Source organism: Streptomyces sp. LE64 (assembly GCF_052606915.1).
On the sequence record NZ_CP199708.1, the window covers coordinates 1,728,532 to 1,742,471 of the forward strand.

11 protein-coding genes are annotated in these 13,940 nt (G+C 74.8%); 6 read left to right on the forward strand and 5 right to left on the reverse strand.

The genetic code is table 11. The features are described from left to right. Nucleotides 1-17 precede the first annotated feature (17 nt). On the reverse strand, nucleotides 18-935 hold the full coding sequence (locus tag ACSMX9_RS07720) for an EamA family transporter (protein ID WP_445401044.1): 918 nt from the start codon (nucleotides 933-935) through the stop codon (nucleotides 18-20). Nucleotides 936-1,110: 175 nt separating this feature from the next. On the opposite strand from ACSMX9_RS07720, the gene ACSMX9_RS07725 reads away from it, so the two are divergent. Continuing rightward, nucleotides 1,111-1,686 carry a MarR family winged helix-turn-helix transcriptional regulator gene (locus ACSMX9_RS07725; RefSeq protein WP_445401046.1) on the forward strand — a complete coding sequence of 192 codons (576 nt, stop codon included), beginning with the start codon at nucleotides 1,111-1,113 and terminating at the stop codon, nucleotides 1,684-1,686. Between the two features lie 72 nt (nucleotides 1,687-1,758). Here ACSMX9_RS07725 and ACSMX9_RS07730 read toward each other — a convergent pair whose 3' ends face one another. From ACSMX9_RS07730 to ACSMX9_RS07740, 3 genes are all read right to left on the reverse strand, one after another. Next, nucleotides 1,759-1,944 (reverse strand): hypothetical protein, encoded by a 186-nt coding sequence (locus ACSMX9_RS07730; RefSeq protein ID WP_445402925.1) that lies wholly within the window; start codon nucleotides 1,942-1,944, stop codon nucleotides 1,759-1,761. A 127-nt stretch (nucleotides 1,945-2,071) separates the two neighbouring features. Next, nucleotides 2,072-4,177, reverse strand: coding sequence for a 4-alpha-glucanotransferase (malQ, locus tag ACSMX9_RS07735; protein WP_445401048.1), 2,106 nt, complete (start codon nucleotides 4,175-4,177; stop codon nucleotides 2,072-2,074). Beyond that, nucleotides 4,178-4,468 (reverse strand): hypothetical protein, encoded by a 291-nt coding sequence (locus tag ACSMX9_RS07740; protein ID WP_351243137.1) that lies wholly within the window; start codon nucleotides 4,466-4,468, stop codon nucleotides 4,178-4,180. It abuts the gene before it with no gap. Between the two features lie 352 nt (nucleotides 4,469-4,820). Between ACSMX9_RS07740 and ACSMX9_RS07745 the strand changes: the two genes are divergently transcribed. Continuing rightward, nucleotides 4,821-7,940: a beta-N-acetylglucosaminidase domain-containing protein gene (locus tag ACSMX9_RS07745; protein WP_445401050.1), complete on the forward strand. Its 3,120-nt coding sequence runs from the start codon at nucleotides 4,821-4,823 to the stop codon at nucleotides 7,938-7,940. 33 nt (nucleotides 7,941-7,973) lie between these two features. On the opposite strand, the gene ACSMX9_RS07750 is transcribed toward ACSMX9_RS07745, so the two are convergent. After that, nucleotides 7,974-8,510 (reverse strand): HNH endonuclease, encoded by a 537-nt coding sequence (locus ACSMX9_RS07750; protein ID WP_445401052.1) that lies wholly within the window; start codon nucleotides 8,508-8,510, stop codon nucleotides 7,974-7,976. 375 nt (nucleotides 8,511-8,885) lie between these two features. On the opposite strand from ACSMX9_RS07750, the gene ACSMX9_RS07755 reads away from it, so the two are divergent. The 4 genes from ACSMX9_RS07755 (at nucleotide 8,886) to ACSMX9_RS07770 (ending at nucleotide 13,938) form a co-directional block, all read left to right on the forward strand. After that, the gene (locus ACSMX9_RS07755; RefSeq protein ID WP_445401054.1) at nucleotides 8,886-9,950 is read left to right on the forward strand and encodes a mechanosensitive ion channel family protein; all 1,065 of its coding nucleotides are present in this window, start codon (nucleotides 8,886-8,888) and stop codon (nucleotides 9,948-9,950) included. Between the two features lie 213 nt (nucleotides 9,951-10,163). Then, nucleotides 10,164-11,468, forward strand: coding sequence for an ROK family protein (locus ACSMX9_RS07760; protein ID WP_445401056.1), 1,305 nt, complete (start codon nucleotides 10,164-10,166; stop codon nucleotides 11,466-11,468). A gap of 182 nt (nucleotides 11,469-11,650) precedes the next feature. Continuing rightward, the gene (locus ACSMX9_RS07765; protein WP_445402926.1) at nucleotides 11,651-12,991 is read left to right on the forward strand and encodes an ABC transporter substrate-binding protein; all 1,341 of its coding nucleotides are present in this window, start codon (nucleotides 11,651-11,653) and stop codon (nucleotides 12,989-12,991) included. Between the two features lie 2 nt (nucleotides 12,992-12,993). Beyond that, nucleotides 12,994-13,938: a carbohydrate ABC transporter permease gene (locus ACSMX9_RS07770; RefSeq protein WP_366114590.1), complete on the forward strand. Its 945-nt coding sequence runs from the start codon at nucleotides 12,994-12,996 to the stop codon at nucleotides 13,936-13,938. Nucleotides 13,939-13,940: the final 2 nt, after the last annotated feature.

The following is a 13,940-nucleotide window of genomic DNA, read 5'->3' on the forward strand; positions in this document are numbered from 1 at the left end:
GCGCCCCCTTCCGGGTGTCAGCGGGAGGCCCGCCGCGAGGACCGGGCCGGGGCCGGCGGGGGAACCGCGGCGGGCCCGGGACGCCGTGCCGGCAGGAGCTGGCCGGCGAGCGTCGCGGTGAGGGCCAGGGCCATGCCGGCCACCTGGAGCGGGGTCAGCGCCTCGCCCAGGGCGGCCCAGCCGATGATCGCCGCGGTGAGCGGGGAGAGCGGGCCGAGGAAGGTCACCTGGGTGGCGGAGAGCAGGCCGATGCCGCGGAACCAGAGCCAGTACGCGAGGGCCGTGTTGGCGACGGCGAGGTACAGGAAGCCGCCGACCGCGGGGGCGTCCAGGGCGGGCGGCGCCCCCTCGACGACGAGGGCGAGCGGGACCATCAGCAGACCGCCGGTGGTCAACTGCCAGGCGGTGAGCGCCAGCGGGCCGACCCCGGCGGGGCGGCCCCACCGCTTGGTCAGCACGGTGCCCGTCGCCATCGAGAGGCTGGACCCCACGGCCGCGGCGACGCCGAGCGCGTCGAAGGCGCCGGTGGCCTTGAGCACCACCAGGCTCACCCCGAGCGCGGCGGCGATGCCGGTGAGCAGGGTGCGCGCGCTGGGCCGTTCGGAGAGCAGCAGGACGGCGAGTCCGGCGACGAACAGCGGGCCGAGCGAGCCGACGACCGCCGCCATCCCGCCGGGCAGCCGGTACGCGGAGAGGAACAGCAGGGGGAAGAAGGCGCCGATGTTCAGCGCGCCCAGCACCACGGACTTCCACCACCAAGCCCCGGTGGGCAGCAGCCGGACCGCCGCCAGCAGGACGAGTCCGGCGGGCAGGGCCCGCACCACCCCGGTGAACAGGGGCCGGTCGGGTGGGAGGAACTCCGTGGTCACGGCGTAGGTGGAGCCCCAGGAGACGGGCGCGAGGGCGGTCAGGGCGATGGTGGCGGCACGGTTCACTTGCGGTCCCCCGGAGGTCTGGGCGGGTTCCGGCCGTCGTACGCGGCACGACCGGAGATCACTCGCTAGGAAGCAGCTTAGCGCTAAGTTTATTCCTGCCAACCTTCTTGCTTCCGGGTGACCAATGAGACAGTGACTTGTTCGCCAGCGACCGAGAGATACGGATAATTCGCCCATGACCACACACGCCCCGGCCCCCGGCCCCGCCGGCCGTCCCGCCGTCGAACCGCCCGCCGCCCCGGCGACCGCGCCCGACGCCGTGGACGCGATCATCGACCAGTGGGCCCGGGTGCGACCCGAGTTGGACACCCGGGCGATGGAGGTGTTCGGCAGGATCACCAGGCTGGCCCGCGCCATGGCCGACCGGGCCGAGCGGACCTACGGCCGGCACGGCATCTCGCGCGGCGAGTTCGACGTGCTCGCCACCCTGCGCAGAGCGGGCGAGCCGTACACCCTCTCGCCCCGGCAGCTCGCCGCGACGCTGATGCTGACCAGCGGGGGGATGACCGGTCGGCTGGACAAGCTGGAGCGCGCCGAGTTCCTGCGCCGGGCGCCCGACCCGCACGACCGGCGGGCGCTGCGCGTCACCCTGACGGAGGAAGGGCTCGCGCTGGTGGACCGGGCCGTCGTGGCGGGTCTGGAGGTGCAGCAGGAGGCGCTGGCCGCGCTGGACGAGGAGCGGGCCACGGAGTTGGCCGGGCTGCTGCGCGTGCTGCTGACGGGGGTCGAGGGCCCGGCGGCCACCGACTGACGCCCGCCCGAGCAGCACGAGGGCGGCGACCGCGCCTCGGCGGTCGCCGCCCTCGTGGCGGAGCGTCGGGGGTCAGCCCTGCTTGGGCTGCTTGCCGGAGCGGTCGCCCACGATCACCAGACCGGCGATGACCAGGAACAGCACCACCGGAGTGACCACGAAGAGACCGACGGTCTCGACCACGCTCAGCTTGGGAGCCGGGTCGTCACCGTCGTCGCGGGTCAGCGCGAGCGCGGGGGACGACATGAGCAGCATCATCAGCGTCGTGCCGGAGGCCAGGGCGCCGGCGCGCAGGGCGTTCTTCTTCACGGTGCCAACGTAGCGAACGCCCGCCCGGGCCGCGCGCCCGGGGTCCCGGAACCGCGGCCGGCACCGACCCCGGAGGTCAGCCGTCCGGCGCGACGGGCCACCGCAGCGCCTCGACCAGCGCCCGCACCCGCGGCGCGGCCACCAGGTCCTCCAGGGCCAGAGGGCGGCCGTCGGCACCGGCCACGGGGAGCCTCCAGTTGGGGTACTCGTCCCGGGTGCCGGGCACGTTCTGCGGGCGCCGGTCGCCGACCGCGTCCGGCAACCAGACCCCCACCAGCCGGGCCGGGGTGCGCACCAGGAAGCGGTGGACCGCCCCGATCCGCTCCACCTCGTCGTCCGCCGAACCGGGGGCGAGCAGCCCGCACCGGGCGAACAGGTCCAGCCAGGCCCCGGTGGCGCGGGCGGCCTCGGCCCGGGCCTCGTCCGGCGGTTCCCCCAACAGGCCCAGCGAGTCCCGCAGGTCGACGTCGGTGCCGGCCAGACGGGCGGCGGTGGGCGGCAGGTCGTGGGTGGCGGCGGTGGCGAGGCAGTCGGGACGCCAGGCGTCCGGGGGCAGCGGCTCACCGGTGCCGCCGCGTTCGAACCACAGCACCGAGGTGCCGAGGACGCCCCGGGCGCGCAGCGCCTCGCGCACCCCGTCCGCGACCGTGCCGAGGTCCTCGCCGATGACCGCGGCGCCCGCCCGGTCGGCCTCCAGGACCAGCACCGCGAGCATCGCCTCCGCGTCATAGTGCACGTAGGCGCCCTCGGCGGCCGGCCCGCCGGCGGGCACCCACCAGAGCCGGAACAGGCCCATGACGTGGTCGATGCGCAGCGCACCGGCGTGCCGGAACAGGGCGCGCAGCAGCGCCCGGTAGGGCGCGTACCCGGTGGCCGCGAGGCGGTCGGGGCGCCAGGGCGGCAGCCCCCAGTCCTGACCCTGCGGGGCGAAGTCGTCCGGGGGCGCCCCGATCGAGGTGTCCGCGGCGTAGAGGTCCTGCCCGGCCCAGGTGTCGGCGCCGTGCGGATGGACGCCGACCGCGAGGTCGTGGACCAGGCCGATCGGCATGCCCGCCGCGCGCGCGGCGCGCCCGGCGTCCTCCAGTTGACCGACGGTGAGCCAGACCAGCCAGCGGTGGTGGTCGATCCGTGCCGCGAGTTCCGCCCGCGCCCGGTCGGTCTCCGGCGAACGGGGGTCGGTGAGGCCCCCGGGCCAGGTGCGCCAGTCGGGACCGTGGCGTTCGGCCAGGGCGCACCAGGTGGCGTAGTCGTCCAGGGCGGCGCCCTCCCGGGCGGTGAACTCCCGGTAGGCGACACGCCGCCCGGGGTCGGGCGGCACCGCGGCCAGCAGGTCGAGGGCCTGCCGCTTCAGCGCGCGGACGGCGTCCCGGTCGATCAGGGCGGTGCCGTCCAGGACGCCGTGCCGCAGTTCGGCCGCCCGGGCGGTGAGGGCGTCGAACTCGGCCCGGGCGGCGGCGGGGAGCCGGGCGTGCTCGGGGACGTCCTCGATCCGCAGGTGGACGGGGTCGGGGAAGCGGCGGGAGGAGGGCCGGTACGGGGACGGGTCGCCGGGGTCGCCGGGCACGGCCGCGTGCAACGGGTTCAGCTGGACGAAGCCCGCGCCGAGTTCGGTGCCCGCCCAGTCGGCGAGGTCGGCCAGGTCGCCGAGGTCGCCCATGCCCCAGGAGCGGCGGGAGAGCAGGGAGTGGAGTTGCACCAGGAGGCCGTGGGACCGGCCGGCCGGGGCGGGGGCGCGTTCGGGGGCGACCACGAGGTGGGTGCGGACGGCACGTCCGTCCGGGGCGGCGGCGGTCAGGGCGTGCACGCCGTGCGGGAAGCCCTCGGGGAGCACCGGGACCACCCCCGGGCCGGCCGTCCACCCGCCGTCCCCGACGGGCGCGACCGGCACCGGGTGCCCGTCCGGGTCCGGCGCGATGCGGACGCGGGTGCCGGTCGGCAGGCCGAGCAGCTCCCGCGGGGGCCGGTCCGGCCACCACACGAGGGTGGGCGGCAGCAGTCGGGTGCGCAGTTCCGCCTCGCGGGCGGCCAGGGCGGCGGCGGTCCGCTCCGCGTCGCCGGCGTCCACCCCGAGCGCGGCCAGGGCGGCGCGCACGGCGCGCGGGGACGCCTCGACGGTACGGCCGGGCGCCGGGGAGTAGGAGGTGGCGACCCCGTGCAGGGCGGCCAGCCGGGCCAGCGGCATTCAGGCCACCGAGGGGTCCCGGCCGGCGGCCGGGGCGGTGGGTTCGCTGGTCAGCGGCAGACCCGCGGTGTACGGGGACTCGCTGGTCAGCGGGGCGGTGGCGGCCAGCGGGGGTTCGCTGGTCAAGGGGACGGCGGTCGGCTGGGACGGGGGACCCCCGCGGACCGGCCGGCGGTCGTCGGGCGGCCCGGCCGGGGCGGGGAGGGCGGGGGCGACGAGCGCCGGGGGGTGCCCGGCGTCCTCGACCTGCGGGGTGAGGGCGTCGAGCAGGAGGCGTGCGGACCCGGTCATCGGGGTCTCCTTCGGCTGGGGTCGTGGTCGGGACCCACCCGGTGCCGCGCCGATCGCCGCAGTACGGGGGGCGTGCTCCCCGGGCCCCTACCCGGGTCGGCCGCCGGCAGACGCGATCCACCCGCGATCGTGGTCGGGGTCACCCGCCCCGGTCGCGGAGGCGGCGGGGCCGGCGCGGTGGTCGCCATGGAGGCACTGTGACCGACGGCGCGTCAGGGCGCCGCAGAAGCGCGTCCGTCCGGGCAAAACCGGCACAACGGCCACTGACGTTGACATGCTCCCCCACCGAGTGGTGGGCTCCGTAACGTTTTGGGCCAACGGCGGCCCAGCACGGGCGGAAAGGGCGGGCGCCGTGATAAAGCGCAGGACGAAGGCGGGAGCGGTCGCCGCGGCCCTCATGGCGGGTGCCCTGGGCGGCGGGCCCTCGACGCTCGGGGCGACCTCGGGGGTGGGCGCGCCCACCGCGGCGGGCCCGGCCGAGCAGTCCACCCCGCCGGGCGCCGCCCCCGGGGCGGTCACCCCCGGTTCCGCCGTCCCGCACCAGCCCGGCAACGCCCCGGGCGCCAGCGGGGGCACCGGCGCGCCGGTCCCCGGGGTGTCCGGCGACTCGGCGCCGACCCCGGGCGTCCGGGCGGCGAAGGAGGGCCCGGTGCCCGCGGTGTGGCCGCGCCCCCAGCAGGTGCGCGCCGGCAAGACCTCGGTACGGGTCACCGAGGAGGTGCTCCTGGTCGCCCCGGGCGGCGTCGACGAGCACGCGGTGGCGGAGCTGACGGCGCTGGTGCAGGAGGCGGGCGCCCGGCGGGTGATCCGGCTGTCCGACCGGGACCGGGTGCCCGACGGGTCCGCGCTGGTGATCCGGGTCGGCCCGGACACCGGGGACGGCGGCCCCCTGGGCACCGCCGCGGGCGCCCGGCTGGACGCGGTCCTGCGGGCGCTGGGCGCGCCGGCCCGGGGCGACCTGCCGACCGGGGGCTACCGGCTGGCGGTGGGCAAGCACGGCGGCCGGGCCACCGTCGCCCTCGCGGGCGCCGGCCCCGACGGACTGTTCCACGCGGTGCAGACCCTGCGTCAGCTCGTCGAGGGGTCCCGGATCGCCCCGGTGGCGGTCCGGGACTGGCCCGGCACGGCCGTGCGGGGCATGACCGAGGGCTTCTACGGCACCCCGTGGACGCACCAGCAGCGGCTCGCCCAGGTCGAGTTCCTGGGCCGCACCAAGCAGAACCGCTACCTGTACGCGCCGGGCGACGACCTGTACCGGCAGGCCCGCTGGCGCGAGCCCTACCCGGCGGCGCAGCGCGCCGAGTTCCGGGAGTTGGCGGACCGGGCCGGGCGCCAGCACGTCACGCTGGCCTGGGCGGTGGCGCCCGGGCAGGGCATGTGCCTCTCCTCGGAGGCGGACGTCAAGGCGCTGAACCGGAAGCTGGACGCGATGTGGGCGCTCGGGTTCCGGGCCTTCCAGCTCCAGTTCCAGGACGTCAGCTACAGCGAGTGGCACTGCCGGCAGGACGCGGAGGCGTTCGGCTCGGGCCCGCAGGCCGCCGCGCGGGCGCACGCCCGGGTGGCGAGCGCGGTGGCCCGGCACCTGGCGGAGCGGTACCCGGGCGCCGCCCCGCTGTCGGTGATGCCGACCGAGTACTACCAGGACGGCGAGACCCCCTACCGCCGGGCGCTCGCGGCCGGCCTGGACGGTTCCGCGTCGGCGGGGGCGCCCGTGGAGGTGGCGTGGACCGGGGTCGGGGTGGTGCCGCGCACCATCACCGGCGCGGAACTCGCCCGCGTCCGGTCGGCGTTCGGCCGCCCGGTGGTCACCATGGACAACTACCCGGTCAACGACTTCGCCCGGGACCGGGTCTTCCTCGGCCCCTACCTGGGGCGGGCGCCCGCGGTGGCGGGGCGTTCCGCGGCGCTGCTGAGCAACGCCATGCAGCAGCCGGTGGCGTCCCGCATCCCGCTCTTCACGGCCGCGGACTTCGCCTGGAACCCGCGCGCCTACCAGCCCGGCGCCTCCTGGCGGGCGGCGATCGACGCGGTCTCCGCGGGCGAGTCGGAGCGGACCCGGGCGGCGGTGACCGCGCTGGCCGCGCACGACGCGTCCTCGGTGCTCGGCGCGGAGGAGTCGGCCTATCTGCGTCCGTTGGTGGACGGGTTCTGGGGCTCGCGGCAGCCGGGGGCGAAGGACCGGGCCGCGGACGAACGGCGGCTGCGGTCGGCCTTCGAGCAGCTCACCTGGGTGCCGCGGGACCTGACCGGCACCGAACTGTACGACGAGGTCCGGCCGTGGGCGGACCAGTTGGCCCGGTACGGCACGGCCGGGGTGGGCGCCCTGGACCTGCTGGCGGCCATGGACCGCGGTGACGGGGCGGCGGCCTGGGAACAGGCCCGGGACCTGGACCGGCAGTTGGCTCAGGTGCGGGCCGCCGGGGTGACGGTGGGCGACGGGGTGCTGGAGCCGTTCCTGAAGCGGGCCCGGACCGCGTTCGCCACCTGGTCGGGGGCGGCTTCGGAGCCGGAGCCGACCGGCGCCGGCGACGGCCGGACCCTCGCCTTCGACCGGCCCCGGCCGCTGTCGGCGGTGACCGCCTTGACCGAGCCGGGCACCGTGGGCGCGGTGGAGGCGCTGGTCGAGGGCGAGGGCTGGCGGCGGCTGGGCGACCTGTCCGCGGACGGCTGGACAGAACTGTCGACCGAGGACGTGGAGGTGCGGGGTCTGCGGGTGAGCGGCCCCGAGCCCTCCCGGGTGCGCCACCTGGTCCCCTGGTACGCGGACACCGATCCCGCCGCCTTCGCACTGGCCCGGACGGAGGTGGACGTGGCGCTCGGCGGCGAGCCGCGGAAGGTGACCGTCCGGCTCACCGGGCAGCGCCCGGGCGCGGTGCGCGGCAAGGTGACCGTCCGGGCGCCGGAGGGCGTCGAGGTGCGGGTGCCGAAGCAGGTGCTGGTGCCGCGGGGCACCCGGCTGGAGGTGCCGCTCGTGCTGAGCGTGCCGAAGGACACCCCCGCGGGGAACTACCGGGTCGCGGTGGCCTTCGGCGGCCGGACCGAGGTGCTGACCGTGCGGGCCTTCCCCGAGACCGGGGGGCCCGATCTGGCGCGCGGGGCGCGGGCCGGCTCGTCCGCCGACGAGACCCCGGACTTCCCGGCCGCGTCGGCGGTGGACGGCGATCCCGCCACCCGCTGGTCCTCCCCCGCCGAGGACGACTCCTGGTGGTCGGTGGAGCTGGACCGCCCGGTGCGGCTGGGGCAGGTGGTGCTGCGGTGGGAGGCGCACGCGAAGCGCTACCGGGTGCAGGTCTCCTCGGACGGCCGCACCTGGCGCACCGCGGCGACGGTCACCGACGGGCGCGGGGGCCGCGAGACGGTCCGGATGGACGCGCGGGACGTGCGGTTCGTGCGCGTCCAGGGAGACCGGCGCGGCACCCGCTACGGGTACTCGCTGTGGTCGGTGGAGGCGTACGCGATCGGCGGGCGCTGACCGGTTCCGGGCGCGGTCGGGGTCGCCGCCGCCTCAGGCGGAGACCCCGTCGATCCGGGCCAGGGCGTCCTCCGCCCCGTAGGGCTGGAGGTAGGGCAGCCACCGCGGGTCCCGGTGACCGGTGCCGATGATGCGCCAGGCCAGTCCGGTCGGCGGGGCGGGCTGGTGGCGCAGCCGCCAGCCGATCTCCACCAGGTGCCGGTCCGCCTTGACGTGGTTGCAGCGCCGGCAGGAGGCCACGACGTTGTCCCAGACGTGCTGGCCGCCCCGGCTGCGCGGGATGACGTGGTCGACGCTGGTGGCGACCGCCCCGCAGTACATGCAGCGTCCGCCGTCGCGGGCGAACAGGGCGCGGCGGGTCAGCGGAACGGGCCCCCGGTAGGGGACCCGTACGAAGCGTTTGAGACGCACGACGCTGGGGGCTGGGACGGTGACGGTCGCGCTGTGCAGGAAGGCGCCGGACTCCTCCAGGCAGACCGCCTTGTTCTCCAGGACGAGGACGAGCGCGCGGCGGAGCGGTACGACACCGAGGGGCTCGTACGACGCGTTGAGGACCAGGACGTGCGGCACGGACTGCCTCCTTGTACGCCGGCGGCGCGTGGCTCGCGCCGGGACGATCTCGTTCAGTCTCCCCTCTTGCCTGGTGGACGCGCCACCACCTCCGGGTAACGGGGTGGGGGAGTTTTTTCTCACGTTCCCCCCGTGTCCCCGGTCCGCCCGCTGGCCGGCGGGGGCCGCACGGCGGGGCGCGCGAGGGGGTCGCGGCGCAGGTGGTGGGGGCCTCGGGCGGCGGGCGGCGCGGCCCGCGGCCGTCCCGGCGGGCGTGGCGCAGACCACTGTTCGGGCCGCACTGCCCCGTTAGTGTGGTGTGTCTGCCCGATCCAGGCGGGCCCGCGCCCGCCTCTCCCCCGGCCGGGCAGGCCGCTACGCCTGGAGGTACGTGCCGTGTTCTTGTCCGTCCTGTCGGCCGAGGGCTCCGAGGGGCCCGGCACCCTGGAGGACGCTCACGAGAAGGCGACGAACGCCGCGAGCTGGGTCGAGCAGAACTGGTCGACCTGGCTGAGCATCGGTCTGCGGGTGCTGCTGGTGCTGGTGATCGCCCTGGTGCTGCGGGCGGTGATCCGGCGGACGATCACCAAGCTGATCGACCGGATGAACCGGACCGCGCAGGCCGTCGACGGCACCGCACTGGGCGGACTGCTGGTGAACGTCGAGCGACGGCGCCAGCGCTCGCAGGCGATCGGTTCGGTGCTGCGCTCGGTGGCCTCGTTCCTCATCATGGGCACGGCCGCCCTGATGATCCTGTCGACGTTCCAGATCGACCTGGCCCCGCTGCTGGCCTCGGCCGGCGTCGCGGGCGTCGCGATCGGCTTCGGCGCGCGCAACCTCGTCACGGACTTCCTGTCCGGGGTGTTCATGATCCTGGAGGACCAGTACGGCGTCGGCGACACCATCGACGCCGGCGTGGCCTCCGGCGAGGTCATCGAGGTGGGCCTGCGGGTGACCAAGCTGCGCGGGGACAACGGCGAGATCTGGTACGTCCGCAACGGCGAGGTCAAGCGGGTCGGCAACCTCTCGCAGGGCTGGTCCACTGCCGGGGTCGACGTGATCGTGCGCCCCAGCGAGGACCTGGACCGGGTGCGCACCACGCTCGCCCAGGTCACCGAGCGGATGGCCAAGGACGAGCCGTGGAACGAGCAGCTGTGGGGGCCCATCGAGATCCTGGGCCTGGACAGCGTGCTGATCGACCAGATGGTGATCCGGGTCTCCGCGAAGACGATGCCCGGCAAGTCCCTCGGCATCGAGCGCGAGTTGCGGTGGCGGATCAAGCGGGCCTTCGACGCGGCGGGCATCCAGCTCGTCGGCGGGCTCCCGCTCCAGCAGGACGGCGAGGACGCGGCGGGCGACCCGACGGCGGGGATGGCGGCGCCCTCCGCGTACGGCAACGCGGCCTCGCCTCAGTCGATGGCCACCGCCCCGATACCGCCGGGCCCCAACCTCACCAAGTGATCCGCCGGCCCCGCGCAGTCCCGTGCCCCCGGTCCCCGGCCGGGGGCACGGTCGTGTCCGGGCCCTCCGGACGGGGACGGATAACGACTTGGTAGCCGCGCGCCCCCGGCATTGACGCGTGCACGGCCCGCCCCCTACCGTCCCGTGCATCAGATAGGAAAGTTTCCTAACAGTGCCGGACGGCGGCCGGAGAGGAGGGCGGGTGGTTCCGCGATGAACGCCCAGGGCCCCACCGGGCGCCCCCACCCCGCCGGCACCACGGGCCAGGGCGGCACCCCGGGCACCCCCCGGGTGCTGCGCACCATGAACGACCGGGCGGCACTGGACCTGCTGCTCGCCCGCGGGCCGCTGTCCCGCACCCGGATCGGCACGCTCACCGGGCTCTCCAAGCCCACCGCGTCCCAGCTGCTGGCCCGGCTGGAGGCGGCGGGCCTGGTGGTGGCCACCGGCACCACCGAGGGCGGACCCGGTCCCAACGCCCAGCTGTACGCGGTCAATCCGGCCGCCGCCCATGCCGCCGGGCTGGACGTCCGCCCCGAGGGCATCCGCGCCGCCGTCGCCGACATCACCGGCCGCACGGTCGGCGAGTTCGCCCTGCGCACCCCCGGGCGCCGCACCGCCCGGCCGGTGGTCGACCTGGTGACCGAGGCCCTGGACGGTGCGACCGCGGACGCCGGACTGACCCGGTCCGAGGTGCACCGCCTGGTCATCGGCACCCCGGGCGCGTTCGACCCCACCACCGGTCGACTGCGCTACGCCTCGCACCTGCCGGGCTGGCACGCCCCCTCGCTCCTCGACGAGCTGGCAGCGGCGCTGCCGATGCCCGTCGAGTACGAGAACGACGTGAACCTCGTGGCCCTCGCCGAACAGCGGCTGGGCGCGGGCCGCGGCCACGAGGACTTCGTCCTGCTGTGGAACGAGGACGGCCTGGGCGCCGCCCTGGTGCTCGGCGGCCGGCTGCACCGCGGCTGGACCGGCGGCGCCGGCGAGGTGGGATTCCTCCCGGTGCCGGGCGCCCCGCTGATGCGTCAGGTGACCCGGACCAACAGCGGTGGCTACCAGGAGTTGGCGGGCGCCCAGGTGGTGGCCCGGCTGGCCCGCTCGTTCGGCATCGCCCCGGTGCCCGAGGGCTCCCACCCGGAGGTCGCCGCCGCCCTGATCGGGCGGGCCGCGGCCCGCCTCGACGCCCGTGACGGCCCCGCGCCCTCCCGCCACCGCGGACACTCCGACGACGCCCACGAGGACCTGCTGCGCACCTACGCCACCGGATTGGCGACCGGCCTGGCCTCCCTGGTCTCGGTGCTGGACCCGGAGCTGATCGTGCTCAGCGGTTCGGTGCTCGCTGCCGGCGGCGAGGTGTTGCGGTCGCTGGTCCAGGCCGAGTTGCGGGACCTGGCCGCCCCCCGTCCCCGGCTGGTCGTCGGCGAGGTCCGCGGCCACCCGGTGCTGCGCGGCGCCTTGGAGAGCGCGCTCGCGGCCACCCGCGACGAGGTGTTCGACACCTCGCGCGCCCCCTGACCCCCCACGGGATCCGGTCCCCCGGATTCCCCCCACTCCCCCCACTGCCCACCCGTCCCCTATCCCACTGGACCCGTCCCGCACCGACAGCACCACACGCACCTCTCTGCACAGCACATGTACGGCGCACCATCCCCCACCCGTTTGCCGAACCGCTCAAGGGAGACCTCGTCATGCTCAGAATGCCCGCGTTCCGTCGGAGGGCGGCGGCCGCCTTCGCCGCCACCACCTCGATAGCCCTCTTCGCGACGGCCTGCACCGGCCAGTCCTCGACGGGTGCCGACGACGACGCGTCCGCGAACACGACGATCACCTTCTGGCACGGCTGGACCGCCCCCTCGGAAGTGAAGGCGATCGAGGACAACATCGCCCGCTTCGAGAAGAAGCACCCGAACATCACGGTGAAGGTCGTCGGCGGGATCAACGACGACAAGCTCAACCAGGCCCTGCGGGCGGGCGGTTCCAAGGGCCCTGACGTCATCTCCTCGTTCACCACCGCGAACGTCGGCAAGTTCTGTTCCTCGGGCGCCTTCGCCGACCTGGGCCGGTTCATCGAGAAGGACGGGATCGACCTGGAGAAGACCTTCTCCAAGGTGCTGCGGGAGTACACCGAGTTCGAGGGCACCCGCTGTGCGATGCCGCTGCTGTCGGACGCGTACGGGCTCTACTACAACAAGGACGAGTTCGAGAAGCACGGGATCGAGGCGCCGCCCAAGACCTGGAGCGAGTTCCTGAAGGTCGCCAAGAAGCTGACCAAGACCAAGGGCGACGGCTACGAGACCCTGGGCTTCATGCCGAACTACCACGGCTACGAGACGGTCGTCTCGCACTACATCTCCCAGTGGAACCACGCCTACTTCGACGCGGACGGCAAGTCCAACGTGGCCAAGGACCCCGCTTTCAAGGAGATGTACGCCTTCCAGAAGAAGATGGTCGACGAGCTCGGCGGCTTCGAGAAGCTGGAGAAGTACCGCACCACCTTCGGCGACGAGTGGGCCGCCGAGCACCCCTTCCACGAGGGCCAGGTCTCCATGCAGCTCGACGGGGAGTGGCGGCTCGGCATGGCCGAGGCGGCCGACCCCGGCTTCGAGATCGGGGTGGCGCCGCTGCCGGTGGCGGACGACGAGGTCGACGAGTACGGCAAGGGCTACCTCTCCGGGACCATCATGGGCATCTCCCCGCACAGCAAGAAGAAGAACGCCGCCTGGGAGCTGGTGAAGTACATGACCACCGACACGGAGGCGGTGGTGCAGTTCGCGAACGGGATCAAGAACGTCCCGTCCACCCTGGCGGCCCTGGACTCGCCCGACCTGAAGCTGGACCCGCGCTTCAAGACCTTCCTGGACATCGCCAAGCACCCCAAGTCGAACACCTCGCCCGGGGCGGTCGACGGCATCGGCTACCAGAACACCCTCCAGGACTTCGGCTACCGCTACGAGTCCGGCAAGGTGAAGGACCTCCAGGCCGGTCTGGAGGAGACCGCGAAGCAGATCGACACGGACCTCGCGAAGGTCTCCCGGTAACCGTGTCCACCGCGCACCCGCTGCGTGCGAAGCGCCGCCGCTCGGCGCTTCGCACGCTGGCCTTCCTCTCGCCCTGGTTGATCGGGTTCGGCTTCTTCTTCGCCTACCCGCTCGTGTCGACCGTCTACTTCTCGTTCATGGCGTACGACGGCTTCGAACCGCCCACCTGGAACGGGTTGGCGAACTGGTCGTACCTCTTCAACGACTTCCCGAAGTTCTGGCCGGCGATGCAGAACACCCTCTGGCTGGTCCTGGTGATGGTCACCTGCCGGGTCGCCTTCGGGCTCGGCGTCGGGCTGCTGATCACCAAGATCAAGACGGCCACCGGGGTCTTCCGGACCCTGTTCTACCTGCCCTACCTGGCGCCGCCGGTCGCCGCGACGCTGGCCTTCGTGTTCCTGCTGAACCCGGGCACCGGGCCGGTCAACTCCCTGCTGGAGACGGTGGGGATCTCGGCCCCGAGCTGGTTCAACGACGCCGACTGGTCCAAGCCCGCGCTCACCGTCCTCGCGGTGTGGGGCGTCGGCGACCTGATGGTGATCTTCATGGCCGCACTGCTGGACGTGCCGAAGGAGCAGTACGAGGCCGCCGAGTTGGACGGGGCCTCCCGCTTCCAGCGGTTCCGCTTCGTCACCCTGCCGAACATCTCCCCGATCGTCCTCTTCGCCGTCGTCACCGGGGTCATCTCGGCGATGCAGTACTACACCCAGCCGATCGTGGCCGCCAAGGTCGCCTCCGGGAAGATGGGCGGCTCCGGGCAGCCCTTCGAGCCGGGCTATCCGGAGGCGTCCACCCTGACCCTGCCCCAACTCGTCTACAACGTCGGCTTCCAGCGCTTCGACTACGGCACTGCCTGTGCCGGGGCGCTCGTCCTGTTCGTCCTCGCCATGGCGTGCACCGCACTGTTGATGCGGCGCCGCGGCGGCCTCATCGGGACCGGTGACTGATC

Bases quoted from the DNA above. Each gene is read 5' to 3' on its own strand.
- ACSMX9_RS07765 (WP_445402926.1), top strand. From the start codon at position 11,651: ATGCCCGCGTTCCGTCGGAGGGCGGCGGCCGCCTTCGCCGCCACCACC.
- ACSMX9_RS07730 (WP_445402925.1), bottom strand. From the start codon at position 1,944: ATGATGCTGCTCATGTCGTCCCCCGCGCTCGCGCTGACCCGCGACGAC.
- ACSMX9_RS07725 (WP_445401046.1), top strand. From the start codon at position 1,111: ATGACCACACACGCCCCGGCCCCCGGCCCCGCCGGCCGTCCCGCCGTC.
- ACSMX9_RS07760 (WP_445401056.1), top strand. From the start codon at position 10,164: ATGAACGCCCAGGGCCCCACCGGGCGCCCCCACCCCGCCGGCACCACG.
- malQ (WP_445401048.1), bottom strand. From the start codon at position 4,177: ATGCCGCTGGCCCGGCTGGCCGCCCTGCACGGGGTCGCCACCTCCTAC.
- ACSMX9_RS07740 (WP_351243137.1), bottom strand. From the start codon at position 4,468: ATGACCGGGTCCGCACGCCTCCTGCTCGACGCCCTCACCCCGCAGGTC.